The organism is Labrys monachus (genome assembly GCF_030814655.1).
GTDB lineage: Bacteria > Pseudomonadota > Alphaproteobacteria > Rhizobiales > Labraceae > Labrys > Labrys monacha.
In genome coordinates, this window is the sequence record NZ_JAUSVK010000001.1 from 3,322,621 (window position 1) to 3,338,691 (window position 16,071).

A 16,071-nucleotide genomic window follows, 5' to 3' on the forward strand; every position below is an offset into this window, starting at 1 on the left:
TTATCCTCCCCGCAACGCTTCGACCGGATCCAGCCGGGCCGCCCGCCATGCCGGATAGAGCGTGGCCAGGAAGCACAGCGCCAGCGTCGTGACGATGACCACCGTGACCTCGGTCGGATCGACCTTGGCCGGCAGGCGCGACAGGAAATAGATTTCCGAGGAGAACAACTGCGTATTCAGCGCCCAGGAAATGAACTCCTGGATATTCTCGATGTAGCGGCAGAACACCAGCCCGATGATCAGGCCGTCCACGGTGCCGATGATGCCGATCGACATGCCGGTGATGAGAAAGACCCGCATCATGGCGCCCCGGGTCGCTCCCATGGTGCGCATGATGGCGATGTCGGTCTGCTTCGACTGCACCAGCATCGCCATGCTCGACACCACGCCGAGCGCCGCCATGACGATGAGCAGCAGCAGGATCATGAACATCACGTTGCGCTCCACCTGCAGCGCGGTGAAGAAGGAGGCGTTGCGCTGGCGCCAATCGACCATGGCGACCGGGCGGCCCGCAGCCTTCTGGATGGCCTGGCGCGCGGTATCGACGGAATCGGGGTCGTCGAGATAGACCTCGATGCCCGTCACGTCATTGTCCCGCGAGAAATAGGCCTGCGCCTCCTGGAGCGGCATGATCACGAAACTGGAATCGATATCCGACAGGCCGACCTCGAAGGTCGCTGCGATCGGATAGGCCTTGATCCGAGGCGTGGTGCCGAATGCCGTCTGGTCTCCCTTCGGCGAGATCATGGTGATCTTGTCGCCGATCTGCAGGCCCAGCGAGGTCGCCAGCCGCGTGCCGACGACGACGCCCTGCCCCTGGTCGAAGCCGTCCAGCGTGCCGTCCTTGATGTTCTTGGCGAGCCCCGGCAGCTTCTGCAGGTCTTCCAGGCGCATGCCGCGCACCAGCACGCCGCTGGCCGAGAAGGGCGAGGAAACCAGGACCTGCCCCTCGACGAAGGGAATGGCGAGCTTGACGCCCTCGACGCCGCTGATCCGCTTGGCGACGGCATCGAAGTCGCTCAGCGGCGTTTCGCTCGGCGTCACGATGATGTGGCCGTTGAACCCGAGGATCTTGGACTGCAATTCGACGCGAAATCCGTTCATGACGGACATGACGACGATCAGGGCCCAGACGCCGATGACGAAGCTCAGGAAGGAGATGATGGCGATCAGCGAGGAGAAACCGCCCTTGCGGCGCGGCAGCAGATACCGCATCGCCACCAGCCACTCGAAGCTGGCAAAGGGCATGGTTCCCGTAGGTTCCGGCGATGTCTTGGCTGAAGAAGAGACGGTCATGCTGTTCCAGGCGGGAAACGTCGCACCTTACTCCGCGAGAATCGCGGCGTTTGCACGGCAAAAATTCCATGGCGGGTGTATTGAGCACGCCTTTTTGCGGGCACGAACGACGAAGCCCCGGCGATCGATACGATCACCGGAGCTGCTCAATGACTCTCGTTTCCGTGGTATATCAAGGTGATGGCATCAATATTTCATCCACCACCTCAGACCATCACCCGATGTGACGCCGCAGGAAGGCGAGCGCCCGCTCGCGCGCCAGTGCCGCGCTGGCCGGCTCATAGGACGAGCGCTCGTCGCAATTGAAGCCATGATCGGCCTGGTAGGTGAAGATCTCGACATTCGGATAGATGCGGACCTTGTCGACGTCCGACTGCGGAATATGCGTATCGAGCAGGCCGAAATGCCCCTGGACCGGACTATTCGGCTTATGGTCCCACGTCTTGCCGATCTGCCCGCCATAGTAGACGATCGAAGCGTCGATCGGCAGTTCGGATGCGGCGAGCCAAGCATAGCTCCCGCCCAGGCAATAGCCGATCACGCCGATCTTGCCGACGCCCTGCAGCGCCTCGACCGCGGCGGCGATGTCGAGCATCGACTTGGCGCCCGGTATCTTCTGCATCAGCGCGACGCCCCTGTCCCGTCCCTGGGCATCGTAGCCGACCTCGAAGCCGGGCTCGGCCCGGTCGAAGATCGCCGGCGCGATCACCCGGTAACCGTCGGCCGCATAGCTGTCGGCAACCCGGCGGACATGGCCGTTGACGCCGAAGATCTCCTGCACGACCACGAGCCCGCCGCGCGGCGCTCCGTCGGGAAGGGCCTCGTAAGCGCTGATCTCGACGCCGTCCGAGGCCTTGAGCTTGATCCATTGCGATTTCGTCATGAAATTCTCCCTCGATAAAATTCGCCTGTCCGGATGACGCTCGGACACGGCGGTCTGGATAGAGACCGAGACGCGGCCCCTGCGGCGCGATGCCGCCGGTTCGGGCCCCGATCCACGCGCCGAAGCGGAACGCTTCAGCCGAGCAAGGCCAGGGCGTCGTCCGGGCTCATGAGCTGGCGGTCGCCGCTGCGCCTGTTCTTCACCTCGACCTTGCCGTCCGCCAGACCCTTTGGCCCGACGATGATCTGCCAGGGCAGGCCGATCAGGTCCATCTTGGCGAATTTGCCGCCGGGGCGTTCGTCGGTGTCGTCGAGGAGCACGTCGACGCCCCGGCCCTGGAAGCGGGCATAGAGGCTGTTGCAGGCCGCATCGACGGCGCTGTCGCCGGGCTTGAGGTTGATCAGCCCGATCTTGAACGGCGCAATCGCCTCCGGCCAGATGATGCCGGCCTCGTCATGCCCGGCCTCGATGGCCGCCGCCGCCACGCGCGTCGGGCCGATGCCGTAGGAGCCGCCATGCACCGGTTTGAGCGTCCCGTCCGGTCCCGCCACCACCGCGTTCATGGGCAGGGAGTATTTCGTACCGAAATAGAAGATATGGCCGACTTCGATACCGCGCGCGGACACCCGCATGTCGTCGGGCAGCGCCCCGAAGGCCGCCGCATCGTGCTTTTCCGATGTCGCGGCATACAGCGACGTCCACTTGTCGACGATGTCCTGCAGGCCCGCGGCGTCATCGAAATTGGTGTCCGCCTCAGGCGGCGCCATGCCGAGATAGTCGCGATGGCAGAACACCTCGCTCTCGCCGGTCGAGGCGAGAATGATGAATTCATGGCTGAGGTCACCCCCGATCGGCCCCGTATCGGCCACCATCGGAATCGCCGTCAGGCCGAGCCGGGCGAACGTCCTGAGATAGGCCACGAACATCTTGTTGTAGGAATGGCGGGCACCGGCCTGGTCGACATCGAAGGAATAGGCATCCTTCATCAGGAATTCGCGCCCGCGCATCAGCCCGAAGCGCGGGCGGATCTCGTCGCGGAACTTCCATTGGATATGGTAGAGGTTGAGCGGCAGATCCTTATAGCTCCGCACATAGGAGCGGAAGATTTCCGTCACCATCTCCTCGTTTGTCGGCCCATACAGCATCTCCCGCTCCTGCCGATCCTTGATGCGGAGCATTTCCTTGCCGTAGTCGTCATAGCGGCCGCTCTCGCGCCACAGGTCCGCGGACTGGATCGTCGGCATCAGCAGCTCGATCGCACCGGAACGATTCTGCTCCTCGCGAATGATGGCGGTGATCTTGTTCACCACCCGCAGCCCCAGCGGAAGGAACGCATAAATGCCGGCCGCTTCCTGGCGGATCATGCCCGCGCGCAGCATGAGGCGGTGGGAAACGATTTCCGCTTCCTTCGGCGTCTCGCGAAGGATAGGCAGGAAATAACGACTCAGACGCATAGGACAGACCTTCTCAAGGGCGGAATCGGAAGTGTTGCCGACTCGGGGATAGTTGCGGCCAGACAGATGAGTGCGGCGTCGAGATCCGACGAGCGCAACGGTCACTCGGACAGGCATTCCGCAAGTTGGCGGCAGATTGACCCGATTGTCGGCGAAAAGACAAGCGACCTGGCGCAAATAGCGCATTTTCAATGGTGCCCGGAGTCCGCTCCGCAAGAAGGGGCTGGAATCGAGGCATCCACCTCTTCGCCTGGCGCGCGCCAGCGCCCACGGAAGCGACGCGCTCAAATTTTGAGCAAAGATATTAATTTTGCGCCGTTTGCTGCACAAAGGCGTGACAAGCAAAAAAACTTAGTCTAGCGTCCGTTTTGTCAACGACAGGACTTCCGGAGCTCGGCACTGAGCAGCAAGGAAGTCAGGGTCCAAGTCTTGGGAGGAAGCCCGCGGGCGCCGCCGGTAGGTACCGTGCAGAGCAGCCGGCCCGACACTTCAAACGACACGCAGATGTATGAAGGAAGTCTCGGGAAGATGGGTTGGGACGAGGTCTAGAATGAAGCGAGGCTCGAAAGAGCCTCGCTTTTTTACTTGCCGTTGTACCCGACGCAATCTCCCGGCGGATATGCAATTTCACGCAGATGATTGAGAAGTCCCGGGAATTGCGGTAGCGTTTTTGCGCTGTGTGACGTGCGGCAACAAGCTGAGGTCGGTCGGCCGCCAGTTTTTCGGCGCTTCCTCAGGAAAATCAGGCCCGAGCGCGTTGAGCCTTTGATCCATGACCCCATCTCTCCACGAGCCCGAGCGGATCGCTCCGCTCGCCGTACTGCCCGTTTTCTATCGCCTCGGCGGCAAGGATGCGCTGGTCATCGGCGCGACGCAGGCCGCAGCGTGGAAGGCGGAACTCCTGGCTGCGGCAGGGGCGCGGGTGACGGTGATCGCCCCCCCCGCCTCGGATCCCCCGCCCTCCGCAGCGGTCGCGCCGGAACCCGCCGTCCGCACCCTTGCCCGCCGATGGGAAAAGCAGGATCTTCTCGGCATGGCGCTGGTGGTCGCCGACGTCGACGACGACGCGGAAGCTGCGAGACTGGCGGCAGCGGCCCGCGAGGCCGGCGTTCCCGCCAACATCATCGACCGCCCCGCCTTTTGTGATTTCCAGTTCGGTTCCATCGTCAACCGTTCGCCCCTGGTGGTCGGCATTTCGACGGATGGTGCCGCGCCGGTATTCGGTCAGGCGATTCGCGCCCGCATCGAGATGCTGCTCCCCGACGGTTTCCGGCGATGGGCGGAAGCGGCCCGTGAATGGCGACCTCTGGTGCAATCCCTCGGGCTTCCGCTGCAGGGCCGACGCCGCATCTGGGAGCGCTTCGTCGACGCGGCGTTCCGCAGCCCGGACCACGCCCCCTCCGAAGCCCAGAGGCAGGCCTTGCTCGCCTCGGCCGCCAACGCCGGGAGCGCGTCCGGCCGCGGGCGCGTCAGCCTGGTCGGAGCCGGACCGGGCGACCCCGAATTGCTGACGCTGAAGGCGGTGCGGACGCTGCAGTCGGCCGACGTCATCCTCTATGACAGCCTCGTCTCGGCCGAAGTGCTCGACTTCGCGCGGCGGGAAGCCGAACGCATCATCGTCGGCAAACGTGGCCACCGTCCCTCCTGCAAACAGGGCGATATCAACGCCCTGATGGTCTCGCTCGCCGCCGCCGGCAAGCACGTCGTCCGGCTCAAGGGCGGCGACCCGCTTGTTTTCGGCCGCGCCGGCGAGGAGATCGCCGCCTGCCGCGAGGCGGGCGTCGACGTCGAGGTGATTCCGGGCATCACCGCCGCTTCCGGTGCCGCCGCGAGCCTCGAAGTCTCCCTCACCCATCGAGACCATGCCCGGCGGCTGCAATATATCACGGCCCATGCCAAGAACGGCAAATTGCCCGACGACCTCGATTGGACGGCCCTGGCCGATCCCGCCGCAACCACGGCGATCTATATGGGCAAGCTCGTGGTCGCGGAGGTTTCTTCCCGCCTGGTCGCGGCGGGCATGAACCCCGCCACGCCGGCCGTCGTGGTCGAGAATGCGACCTTGAAGCGGGAGCGCCGTTTTCACAGCACCGTCGGCGCCATGGCATCCGTCTTCGCCGAGCACGCGCTGGACGGGCCGTGCATCATCCTGCTGGGCTGGGCCATGTCCGAAGCGAGGCGTGGCGACGTCGGTGCCCCTGCGGACCCGGCCGGCACGCATGGTGGGGACTGAGCCGGACAAGGCGAGATTCGGGCCCCTGCCCCGCATCTTCGCCCCTCCATCCCGTCGTGCCGATCGGTATCGGCGGCGCCGCCTGCGGGGACCTCCCGGCCATGAGTTGCCCTACGGCAACAGCAGGCGAAAATCGCATCGGGCACCCAACAGGGCGGTCATCCCGCGCTTATCAAAACGGACGATTCCACTATGATCCCAAGACAACAGGTGTCCTGGATCGAGCGGCAATGCCGATGGTCGGTTGCCCCGTCGCCATTCGGTACATCCTTTGCCGAGGGAGCGTGTCTTTCGGCACAGACCCTCTACAGCCAGTCCAGTACCACTGAAGGAGCACCATTGACGGGGGTATCGCGATGAAAAGCAACATCGTCAAGCGTTCCATCGTGATAGATGGGCGCAGCACGAGCATTTCCCTTGAAGATGCTTTCTGGGAAGAACTCAAGAGAATCGCGCGCGACTGGAATCTGACGGCCTATCAATTGGTCACGGACATCGAGGCTAAATATCCTCATTTCAACCTGTCTTCGACCTTGAGGCTCTTCGTCCTCGAAAATGTGCGCCGCGGCCAAGGCCCACACATGTCCGGCAACAGCTCCGCGAGCTGATCCCGGGCGGCCGTCCATCGCGAGCGTTCGCGAGGGCAATCCGGCGACAATGAGATCCGACGCTGATTCTTCGACGCGACAGGATAGACCGTGCCTCGTATGCAGGCGCAACGCGGCGCCTGCACGAATGTCGGGGCCTTCCGGCCTGGCTTCAACCGAGCCCGATCAATAATTCGGAACGCAACGGCCCGAATTGCCCGGGTGCATTCCGCGAGGGCATCCGCGGCGAGGCACGTAGCCAGGCTCAGGCCGATAATAGGGCGCGGGGGCATAACGCGGGGCCGGCCGATACACGCCCCTGTTCGGTACGCAGCGGCCCCACGGATTGGGATGCCATCCAGGGCCGCAGCCACCGGCGACGTCCTGCACCAGCGCGTTTCCGCTCGCCACGTTCGGCGCCATCGTCATGGCCGATGACGCTCCGACCGTCATGGCAAGACCGGCCGCGGCAAGCGCGGTGGCAAGAATCAATTTCATCGGCAGTTCCTCCAGTTTGGTTGGGCAGAAGACGCGGCACTCGCGAAAAAGTTCCTTCGGAAGCAAACATAAAATCTTTAATGCCGTCCTTCCGTTGAATATCGCGCCCGTCGCTGTGCTGTCCAATTCGCTTACGCACAGTATCATGTATCTCTGCGGCTGTCGCGAGACTTGATCGTAACGACGCAGCCGTCAGCCCCCCCTCCGTCATCGAGCACCGCTCCCGGCCGCAGAACCCGTCAGATTTGGCGTATTTGCTGCGAGGCCGCGATGGCCTAGCTTGTGGTTGTCGCGGCTCACGAAGCGCGCCGGCTCCACGGTCCCACCGTCCTCCCCTGCGGCGTACCGTGGAGCCGCTTTCTTTCCGGCTCGCCGAACGTCCGTCGGCGACGGGGCGGAGCCGGCAAATGAACGGGCGGGAGCGACGAGCGCCATGCGCCGGGATCGGTGCTCCGTCGACCCCGTGCCAGACTGGCAAACCGTAGGTATGGCCGCCAATGTGAAAACCGGACTGCAGCCCCTGAATGGCTTGCGTCACCGACCCGAGGGCTTCGGCACGGGCCGGCTTGTCCGGGCCGGCGGAAATCCGCCGGATGCCGATGGCTTCGACGAAGCGCTGCTCCACATCTGTGATGACGGAGCCCAGCTTCCGTGACTCGCCGCACCAGCCTGTGCATTTCGTGTCCGCTATGGTCATCGGAGCCAAATCAGGGCTTGCGCCGCACGGCGATTTTTCCTAATGGATCAGCGCCCAATGGGTGTCGGAGCGTAGCGCAGCCCGGTTAGCGCACTAGTCTGGGGGACTAGGGGTCGGAGGTTCAAATCCTCTCGCTCCGACCATTTTTCCAAAGCACGATCACAGCTTTGATCTCTTGCTCGCGGTCGCGACTCGTCGGCGTGCCGGCTCGAGCCGCCGCGAGCGGCAAGCCCCGCCGCATCCGGTGCCGCACTTTCCTGCCCCTCCCCCGGCCGAAACCACCAATCGAGGTTGATCCGGCATGTGCGGACGCATTCGCCAATCCGGTCCCGGGCTGCCGGGCCTGATCTCCGAACCCGGCACGGCGGAAGAGGATCTGGCTCGTGCCTGGCGCGCGCACCACAACGGGGCGCCCGCGCAATGGCTGTGGGTGATCCGTCGGGAACCCGGTACGGGCCGGAATGTCCATGATCTGCTGCAATGGGGCCTGCTGCCTCATTGGGTCAAGGACCCGCACGGCATCCAGCGAAGCATCAACGCCCGATGCGAGGGCATCCAGTCCAAGGTGACGTTCAAGGCCGCCTACCGAAGCCGACGCTGCCTCGTGCCCGTCGACATGTTCTTCGAATGGATGAAGACGGCCGGCGGCGGCAAGCCGTCGAAAGGCCCCAGGCAGCCTTATGCGATCGCCATGGCCGACCGGTCGAAATTCGCGCTCGCGGGGCTGTGGGAAAGCTGGACGGACAAGGCCACGAGCCAGGTGACGCGCAGCTTTGCGATCGTGACCTGCCCGGCCAATTCCCTCGTCGGCCAGATCCACGACCGCATGCCCGTCATCGTCGCGCCCGGAGACCATGAGCGCTGGCTCGCCAATATCGAGCCTGACCCCGCCGACCTGATGGCGCCCTATCCGCCCGGGCTCATGGAGATGTGGCCGATATCCAGCAAGGTCGGAAATCCCCGATACAACGAGGCGGATATCGCCGATCCGATCTGAGACATCGCGGCGGGAAGGCGCGCCAGCGAAAAGGCCGGCGCTTGGTTGCACCGGCCTTCTTCGAGCCCGCCGGCGGAGCGCCGCAGGCGGGCCGATCTCGCTTAGGCGGCGGCTTTCAGCTGGTCGGCAGCGAGCTTGCCCGAACGGCGGTCCTGCACCAGCTCATAGCTGACCTTTTGACCTTCGCGCAGGTCATACAGACCGGCACGCTCGACAGCGCTGATGTGAACGAATACATCCTTCGAACCGTCGTCAGGCTGAATGAAACCATAACCCTTCTGGGTGTTGAACCACTTTACGGTACCAGTGCTCATCGTGAGCCTTTTCCTTAAACGTAGAGTAAGCAGATTGCCGCGCACCAACACACGGAACCGGCGATTGTCGAATTCGGGGGAGAGCTGGTCAGCCTCCGCCAACGGCGGAGCCATCGCGCGGGGCCAAGTCGTTCGGCCTAAAATCGATGCCTCAGCCTGCCTCACAAAATTCGAACGGTCAAGACGAGGCTGTCATTCAGGCTGCAACAAACGAAAATAAATCTTTTTTTCACAACATAGGGAACAATAGTTCGGTCCCTTCGACCACTTTTTCCCCTACGAACCCGCTGCGCGAGCACCTATACCATGCGACGCCAACAACGTTCCCGCAAAAGCCGGCCGCGACGATCCCCGGGGAGAGGCGGACCGCTCCGGCAGGAAGACGCGGACGATCAAAACTGTAGAGGAGGCCTGCTCCCCCAGGCTGCGCCAGTCCGCACCGGCTTGACGCCGACCTGACGACGCGGCTTGCCTCGGCCTCGATTGTGGCATGCGCGTCGCCGCGGATGTCGCCAGGCCGGCCGCCGCCCCCTATCCTCCCCGGCGACCCCGGCGCCCGCTGATGCCGGACAGGCTAAGGACACATACGCCGATGGCATCGACAAGACCGGAACCGACGATCGCGATATTGATCCCGTGCTGCAACGAGGCGGTCACGGTCGAGCGGGTCGTGGCCGATTTTCGGAAACATCTGCCGCTGGCCGCCATCCATGTCTACGACAACAACTCCACGGACGGCACGGCCACGCTGGCGGCGGCGGCGGGCGCCCTGGTGCGGCATGAGAGGCGTCAAGGCAAGGGCCATGTGGTGCGGCGCATGTTCGCCGACATCGAGGCCGACATCTATCTGATCGTCGACGGCGACGCCACCTACGATGCCGCCAGCGCGCCGGCTCTGGTCGCGACGCTGCGGCAAGGGCCGTTCGACCTCGTCAACGGCGCCCGCATCGGCAGCCACATCGCGGCCTATCGGCCGGGGCACCGTTTCGGCAACTGGCTGCTCACCGCGCTGGTGACGAAGATCTTCGGCGCGGCGTCACGCGACATGCTGTCGGGCTACAAGGCGATGTCCCGCCGCTTCGTCAAATCCTTCCCCGCCCTCTCGACGGGGTTCGAGATCGAAACCGAATTGCTCGTCCACGCGCTCGACCTCTCGCTGCCGATCGCGGAGATCGATACGCCCTACAAGGAAAGGCCCGCCGGCTCGCGGAGTAAACTCAGGACGGTGCGGGACGGCATGCGCATCCTGCGTCTCGTCACGAGGCTGGTGAAGGAGGAACGTCCCTTCCTCTTCTTCAGCCTGCTGGCGGCGATCCTCGTCGTGCTGTCGCTCGCCATCGCCACGCCGGTCGTCGTCGACTTCATCCATACCGGCCTGGTGCCGCGCCTGCCGTCGGCCGTCCTGGCCACGGGCCTGATGCTTTCGGCGATCATCGCCTTCTTCTCGGGGATGATCCTCGATACGGTGACGCGCGGCCGGCAGGAGCTCAAGCGCCTCCATTATCTCAGCCATGCCCCGGTCTGGTAGGGCGATGCGCCTTCGCGACCGCATTCTGTGGTTCGCGGTCGCCGGCGTCGCGGGCTTTGCAGCCGATGCCGGCATCCTCACCCTTCTCGTCCGGTCCGGCCTCGACGCGCGCCCCGCGCGCCTCGCTTCGTTCCTCGCGGCGCTGACCGTCACCTGGCTGATCAATCGCTCGCAGACCTTCGGCGACCGGGCGGGTGCTCCGGCGCTCGGCGAATTCCTGCGTTATGCGCTCGCCAGCAGCATCGCCGGGCTGATCAACCTCGGCGCGTTCATGCTTCTGGTTTCCGCCAGCCGCTTCTTTGCGGCGTGGCCCGTGCTGGCGGTGGCGATCGCCACCGGCCTCTCGATGGCGATCAATTTCTGGGCCTATCTGAAGGTCGTCTTCCTCCGCCGGCGTCGATAGGGGCCGGCGGCGCAGCGAGGCTCGCGAAAGGCCGGGCAAGGACGCGATCCCGCGCCATTGCCGGTCCGCACCGGACCTTCGTTTCCACGCCTCATGCGGCCGCCGGCCACTCCGCCGGCGACATGAGGTCTCTAGTGGCTGAAGCCGGGAACGCCGGCAGTCATGCCGCGGGCCAGCTGAGTGATGAAGCTGAGGTCGCCGCCGGCGGTCGGCGTTGTGCGGGTGATGGAATCGAAGACCTTACCGTCCTGCAGGCTGTAATTGGCGACGCGAATCACCTTGCCCTTGTCGAAATAGACCGCCAGCACGTTGCGGTCGACGATGTGCGGCGACATGAAGGCGACGGGGCGCGAGGTCGTCTGCGACACGTAATAATAGGCTTCGCCGCCGATCGCCGATTCGGTCGAGGGCGTACCGAGCTCGGCGATGACTTGAGACTGCGGCGTGCCGGGCTTGATGGCGGAGAGCGTGCTCTCGGTCACCACGATGCCATGCACATTGGTCTCGCCCATCGATCCGCACCCCTGCAGCAGACCGGCGGCAGAAATCACGAGCGCGACTGCCAGCGCATGGGAACGCAAACGGGGGGTCGACACAACAGCACTCACTTTGGCCTCCATAGGGCGCACGGGCTCGTTCGCCTTGCCGTCGCGCAGGTTCTGGCGTAACCCGCTCTCGCGTGAAATTCAACCTTGGCGCTCGCCTGCGCCTCATGGTCGGTGAACGAAAGCATGTTGGGCCTGTTTCGCAGCAAGGCGCGGGAAGCGCAGATATCGCGCCTTTACGATCAAATTCTGGCGCAGGCGCGCGATCCCAGCCTTTATGTTGCCGGTCGGGTCCCGGATACGGTCGAAGGCCGCACCGACATGATGCTCCTTCATCTTTTTTTGTTGATGCACCGGCTCAACGACGAGACGGGCGACATCAACGCCGTGGCGCGCGATCTGTGCGACCGCTTCTTCGCCGAACTCGACCGCGCCATGCGGGAGATGGGGGTGAGCGACCTCGCCGTGCCCAAGCGCATGCGCAAGATCGCCGATATCTACGCCGGCTGCGCCTCCTCCTATGGCAAAGCGCTGGGGAGCCCCGACGATAAGGAGCTGGCGGAGGCCCTGATGCGCAACGTCCATGCCCGGCGCGAGGACAGGCGGAAGCAGGCCGGCCTCCTCGCCGATTATGTGCGCCGCGCCTCGGCCGCCCTGGCGAAAAGACCGGCGGAAGAGCTCGTAAACGGCGCAATTCCCTTTCCTTCTCCTTCCCTCATGCCTACATCGGACCCATGAGCAACGACACGCCCCTCTTCTCGCGGCCCGTTCGCGTCGGCGACATTCCCAATGCCGGCCGCCGGTTCTCCATCACGACCACGCCCGAGGAGCGCGACGCCGTCGCCAGGCTGCTCGGCCTTCCCGCTGTCGCCGATCTCACGGCGAAGCTGGAAGTCACGCCGTTCGGCCGGGACGGCCTCGCCGTCGGCGGATCCATCCATGCTCGCGTCACGCAGACATGCGTGGTCTCGCTCGACGAATTCGAAAGCACGCTGGATGCGCCGGTCGACATCCGTTTTTCCACCGACGGCGTCGACCCCAACGCCGAGCTGGACCTGGCCGAACTGACCGATCCCTATGCCGAGGATCCGCCGGACCTGCTCGTCGGAGGCCAGATCGATCTCGGCAGCGTCATCACCGAATTTCTTGCTTTGGCCCTCGATCCCTATCCGCGCAAGCCGGGCGTTGAATTCAGCCGAGGCGAGGAAGATCCCGCCTCTTCGCCTTTCGCGGCCCTCAAGGCACTGAAAAGCAACGATGAATAATCGGGCTTCGCCTCACCTTGAACACGATGCCGTGAGAAGGCAGGAGCAGGACGGACCGATTGATTGACCGTCTTGCCGGCGCATTCTATCCACCCCGCTGAGCGGCAGGGCGCTCGCCATCTTTTGGAGACAGGCATGTTCTTGAAGCGACTTCTGACCGGTCTGGCGCTCGTCCTATGCGTCGCCGCGGTGACGCCGGCCGCCCATGCCGACGAGCAGATGACCCGTCCGGCCGTGGAAGCGATCGTCAAGGACTATCTGATGAAGCATCCCGAGGTCATCACCGATGCCCTCAACGCGATGCAGGCCAGGCAGGAAGCCGACGCCGCCGACCGCCAGAAGAAGTCCGTCGCCGACAACCAGAATGCCATTCTCAACGCACCGCAGAATGCCGTCGTCGGCAATCCGCAGGGCGACGTCACCGTGGTCGAGTTCTTCGATTACAATTGCGGCTACTGCAAGCGCGGCCTCGCCGACATGGTGAAGCTCCTGCAGACCGACAAGAAGCTCAAGGTCGTCCTGCGCGACTATCCGATCCTGACACCCGGCTCGATCGAAGCCGCCGACGTGGCGCTGGCCGTCAAGAACCAGCTCCAGGGCGACAAGTTCTTCGCCTTCCACCAGGCGCTCCTGGGTTCGCGCGGCGCAGTCGGCAAGGACCGCGCGCTCGAGGTCGCCCAGAGCGTCGGCGTCGACATGAAGAAGCTGCAGGCCGACATGCAGGACCCCGCCTTGCGCAAGGACCTCGCCGGCAACCTGCAGCTCGGCGAGACGCTGGGCATCAACGGCACCCCCTCCTATGTCATCGGCAACGAGATCGTTCCGGGTGCGATCGGCTATGATGCGCTGAAGGACAAGATCGATGCCGTGCGCAAATGCGGGCAGACGGTCTGCGGCTGACGGGAGGGGCGGCTGTCGGTTCGCCTCGCCCACGCGGGCCGTGGATGATTTGCCGCCGGCTTTGCCTTCCGCATGACACCGCCCTATAAGGGGCAACCGAGAAGGCCCGGCGCTTCGCTGCATCGGGCTTTTGGCTTGTTATATCGTTCGATTGGAAAGCATGGCGCTCGTCTACGTTCTGAATGGCCCCAATCTCAATATGCTTGGCGTCCGGGAAACATCGGTCTACGGCACGATTGATCTGGCCGGCATCGAGAAGCTCGTGCATGCGCGCGCCGAGCGCCTCGGGATGACGGCTGAGTTCCGCCAGACCAACCACGAAGGCGTGCTGCTCGACTGGGTGCACGAATCCCACGCGCGGGGTGCGGTCGGCATGGTCATCAATCCGGGCGCGCTGACCCATACGTCGATCGCGCTTCACGACGCGATCAAGGCCATTAGCCTGCCGGTAATCGAATTGCATCTATCCAATGTCTTCGCGCGTGAAAGCTTCCGGCACCATTCCTGGGTTTCGCCTGCAGCCAAGGGCGTGATCTGTGGATTTGGCCCCAAGGGCTATGAACTTGCACTCGAAGCACTGGCTTCGAGCGTATCGGCTCAATAATGACGGGGCCTCTGCCCCTCGGAAACGCAAGGCATGACGATGTCGCGAACCAAGTCGGGGATTGATCCCGAGATTATCCGGGAACTCGCCAATCTCCTCACCGAGACGGATCTGACGGAAATCGAGGTGCAGCAGGCGGATTTGCGCATCCGCGTGGCCCGCCAGATCAATGTCACCGCGACGGTGCCGCTCGCGCCCGCCAGCGTGGCCGCTCCCGTCGCCGTGGCGCCGGCCGTGCCGGTCGCCGTCGATCCCGCCAACCATCCGGGCGTCCTGAAGTCCCCGATGGTGGGCACCGCCTATCTCGGCGCGGCACCGGGCGCCAAGCCGTTCATCGAGATCGGCTCCAAGGTCAACCAGGGTGACCGCGTGCTGATCGTCGAGGCCATGAAGACGTTCAACGACATCGTCGCCGCCCGATCGGGAACCGTTACCGCCTTGTTCATCGAGGACAAGCAGCCGGTCGAATACGGCCAGCCTCTGATGATCATCGAGTGACGCGGATGTTTGACAAGATCCTGATCGCGAATCGCGGCGAGATCGCCCTGCGCGTGCTGCGCGCCTGCAAGGAATTGGGAATCGCGACCGTCGCCGTCCATTCGACGGCCGATGCCGACGCCATGCACGTCAAGCTCGCCGACGAAAGCGTGTGCATCGGCCCGCCGCCGGCCCGCGAGAGCTATCTCAACATCCCCGCCCTGATCGCGGCCTGCGAGATCACCGGTGCGGAGGCTGTGCATCCCGGCTACGGCTTCCTGTCGGAGAACGCCCGCTTCGCCGATATTCTCGATCAGCACGGCATCACCTTCATCGGCCCCAAGGCCGAGCACATCCGCATGATGGGCGACAAGATCGAGGCCAAGCGCACCGCCAAGCGCCTGGGCATTCCCTGCGTGCCGGGCTCGGAAGGCGGGATCTCCAACGATATCGACGCGGCGCGCGTCGCCGCCGAAATCGGCTATCCCGTCCTGGTCAAGGCGGCGGCGGGCGGCGGTGGACGCGGCATGAAGGTGGCGCTCACCCCGGCCGATCTGTCCGACGCGCTGGCGACGGCGCGCGCCGAGGCCCTCGCCGCCTTCGGCGACGACGCCGTCTATCTGGAGAAATATCTGCAGAAGCCGCGCCACATCGAGATCCAGGTGCTCGGCGACGGCAAGGGCAACGCCATCCATCTCGGCGAGCGCGACTGCTCGCTGCAGCGCCGGCACCAGAAGGTGTGGGAGGAAGGGCCTTCGCCCGCTCTCAACGCGGCCCAGCGCACCCGAATCGGCGAGACCGTCGCCAAGGCCATGCGGGACCTCGGCTATGTCGGCGCCGGAACCATCGAGTTTCTCTATGAGAACGGCGAATTCTACTTCATCGAGATGAACACGCGCATCCAGGTGGAGCATCCGGTGACGGAGATGATCACCGGCATCGATCTCGTCAACGAGCAGATCAAGATCGCGGCGGGCTCACCGCTTTCCATCGCCCAGTCCGACGTGCAGATCGAAGGCCATGCCATCGAATGCCGCATCAACGCGGAGAACGCAGCGACCTTCCGCCCCTCTCCGGGGACCATCACCTATTATCATCCGCCCGGCGGTCTCGGCGTGCGGGTCGATTCGGCCGTCTACCAGGGCTACAGGATTCCGCCCTATTATGATTCGCTGATCGGCAAGCTCGTCGTGCATGGACGCACACGCACCGAATGCCTCATGCGGCTTCGCCGCGCCATCGACGAATTCGTGGTGGACGGCGTCGACACCACCCTGCCGCTGTTCCGCACGCTGGTGCGCAACCCCGACATGCAGAACGGCCTCTACGACATTCATTGGCTTGAGAACTTCCTCGAAGCTGGAGGCATGCGCGAAGGCGCGTGATGTCG

The 16,071-nt window shown here is 64.3% G+C and carries 18 protein-coding genes and 1 tRNA gene; 13 read left to right on the forward strand and 6 right to left on the reverse strand.

Annotated elements, in window-relative coordinates:
• From J3R73_RS15050 to proS, 3 genes are all read right to left on the reverse strand, one after another.
• Window positions 1–1,248 carry a lipoprotein-releasing ABC transporter permease subunit gene (locus tag J3R73_RS15050; protein WP_307428252.1) on the reverse strand — a complete coding sequence of 416 codons (1,248 nt, stop codon included), beginning with the start codon at window positions 1,246–1,248 and terminating at the stop codon, window positions 1–3.
• A 262-nt stretch (window positions 1,249–1,510) separates the two neighbouring features.
• A complete protein-coding gene (locus J3R73_RS15055) occupies window positions 1,511–2,179 on the reverse strand; it encodes a dienelactone hydrolase family protein (protein WP_307428255.1) in 669 nt (222 codons plus the stop codon).
• Window positions 2,180–2,313: 134 nt separating this feature from the next.
• Window positions 2,314–3,633 carry a proline--tRNA ligase gene (gene proS / locus J3R73_RS15060; protein WP_307428258.1) on the reverse strand — a complete coding sequence of 440 codons (1,320 nt, stop codon included), beginning with the start codon at window positions 3,631–3,633 and terminating at the stop codon, window positions 2,314–2,316.
• Window positions 3,634–4,405: 772 nt separating this feature from the next.
• On the opposite strand from proS, the gene cysG reads away from it, so the two are divergent.
• Both cysG and J3R73_RS15070 read left to right on the forward strand, forming a co-directional pair.
• Window positions 4,406–5,866 (forward strand): siroheme synthase CysG, encoded by a 1,461-nt coding sequence (gene cysG, locus J3R73_RS15065; protein ID WP_307428261.1) that lies wholly within the window; start codon window positions 4,406–4,408, stop codon window positions 5,864–5,866.
• Window positions 5,867–6,222: 356 nt separating this feature from the next.
• Window positions 6,223–6,474, forward strand: coding sequence for a ribbon-helix-helix domain-containing protein (locus J3R73_RS15070; RefSeq protein WP_307428263.1), 252 nt, complete (start codon window positions 6,223–6,225; stop codon window positions 6,472–6,474).
• A 165-nt stretch (window positions 6,475–6,639) separates the two neighbouring features.
• On the opposite strand, the gene J3R73_RS31530 is transcribed toward J3R73_RS15070, so the two are convergent.
• On the reverse strand, window positions 6,640–6,951 hold the full coding sequence (locus tag J3R73_RS31530; protein ID WP_370879924.1) for a GCG_CRPN prefix-to-repeats domain-containing protein: 312 nt from the start codon (window positions 6,949–6,951) through the stop codon (window positions 6,640–6,642).
• 487 nt (window positions 6,952–7,438) lie between these two features.
• Here J3R73_RS31530 and J3R73_RS15075 point away from each other — a divergent pair, with 487 nt between their 5' ends.
• The 3 genes from J3R73_RS15075 (at window position 7,439) to J3R73_RS15085 (ending at window position 8,645) form a co-directional block, all read left to right on the forward strand.
• Window positions 7,439–7,606, forward strand: a complete 168-nt coding sequence (locus tag J3R73_RS15075; protein ID WP_307428266.1) for a hypothetical protein — start codon at window positions 7,439–7,441, stop codon at window positions 7,604–7,606.
• Window positions 7,607–7,713: 107 nt separating this feature from the next.
• Window positions 7,714–7,791: transfer RNA gene (locus tag J3R73_RS15080), tRNA-Pro, on the forward strand.
• Between the two features lie 158 nt (window positions 7,792–7,949).
• Window positions 7,950–8,645, forward strand: coding sequence for an SOS response-associated peptidase (locus tag J3R73_RS15085; RefSeq protein ID WP_307428272.1), 696 nt, complete (start codon window positions 7,950–7,952; stop codon window positions 8,643–8,645).
• A gap of 101 nt (window positions 8,646–8,746) precedes the next feature.
• On the opposite strand, the gene J3R73_RS15090 is transcribed toward J3R73_RS15085, so the two are convergent.
• On the reverse strand, window positions 8,747–8,959 hold the full coding sequence (locus tag J3R73_RS15090; protein ID WP_307428275.1) for a cold-shock protein: 213 nt from the start codon (window positions 8,957–8,959) through the stop codon (window positions 8,747–8,749).
• Window positions 8,960–9,551: 592 nt separating this feature from the next.
• Between J3R73_RS15090 and J3R73_RS15095 the strand changes: the two genes are divergently transcribed.
• Window positions 9,552–10,487 carry a glycosyltransferase family 2 protein gene (locus J3R73_RS15095; RefSeq protein ID WP_307428278.1) on the forward strand — a complete coding sequence of 312 codons (936 nt, stop codon included), beginning with the start codon at window positions 9,552–9,554 and terminating at the stop codon, window positions 10,485–10,487.
• Window positions 10,488–10,491: 4 nt separating this feature from the next.
• Complete coding sequence (locus tag J3R73_RS15100; RefSeq protein ID WP_307428282.1) at window positions 10,492–10,890, forward strand: GtrA family protein; 399 nt, start codon at window positions 10,492–10,494, stop codon at window positions 10,888–10,890.
• Between the two features lie 131 nt (window positions 10,891–11,021).
• Here J3R73_RS15100 and J3R73_RS15105 read toward each other — a convergent pair whose 3' ends face one another.
• Window positions 11,022–11,498 carry an outer membrane protein assembly factor BamE gene (locus J3R73_RS15105; RefSeq protein WP_307428284.1) on the reverse strand — a complete coding sequence of 159 codons (477 nt, stop codon included), beginning with the start codon at window positions 11,496–11,498 and terminating at the stop codon, window positions 11,022–11,024.
• Window positions 11,499–11,582: 84 nt separating this feature from the next.
• Between J3R73_RS15105 and J3R73_RS15110 the strand changes: the two genes are divergently transcribed.
• The 6 genes from J3R73_RS15110 (at window position 11,583) to accC (ending at window position 16,066) form a co-directional block, all read left to right on the forward strand.
• Window positions 11,583–12,173: a ubiquinol-cytochrome C chaperone family protein gene (locus tag J3R73_RS15110; protein WP_307428287.1), complete on the forward strand. Its 591-nt coding sequence runs from the start codon at window positions 11,583–11,585 to the stop codon at window positions 12,171–12,173.
• On the forward strand, window positions 12,170–12,700 hold the full coding sequence (locus J3R73_RS15115; RefSeq protein WP_307428292.1) for a YceD family protein: 531 nt from the start codon (window positions 12,170–12,172) through the stop codon (window positions 12,698–12,700). Before J3R73_RS15110 ends, J3R73_RS15115 begins: the two co-directional genes overlap by 4 nt.
• A 135-nt stretch (window positions 12,701–12,835) precedes the next feature.
• Complete coding sequence (locus tag J3R73_RS15120) at window positions 12,836–13,600, forward strand: DsbA family protein (protein WP_307428294.1); 765 nt, start codon at window positions 12,836–12,838, stop codon at window positions 13,598–13,600.
• A gap of 160 nt (window positions 13,601–13,760) precedes the next feature.
• Window positions 13,761–14,204 (forward strand): type II 3-dehydroquinate dehydratase, encoded by a 444-nt coding sequence (gene aroQ / locus J3R73_RS15125; protein ID WP_307428297.1) that lies wholly within the window; start codon window positions 13,761–13,763, stop codon window positions 14,202–14,204.
• A 39-nt stretch (window positions 14,205–14,243) separates the two neighbouring features.
• Window positions 14,244–14,702, forward strand: a complete 459-nt coding sequence (accB, locus tag J3R73_RS15130) for an acetyl-CoA carboxylase biotin carboxyl carrier protein (protein ID WP_307437359.1) — start codon at window positions 14,244–14,246, stop codon at window positions 14,700–14,702.
• 5 nt (window positions 14,703–14,707) lie between these two features.
• A complete protein-coding gene (gene accC / locus J3R73_RS15135; protein ID WP_307428300.1) occupies window positions 14,708–16,066 on the forward strand; it encodes an acetyl-CoA carboxylase biotin carboxylase subunit in 1,359 nt (452 codons plus the stop codon).
• The last annotated feature ends 5 nt before the right edge of the window (window positions 16,067–16,071 follow it).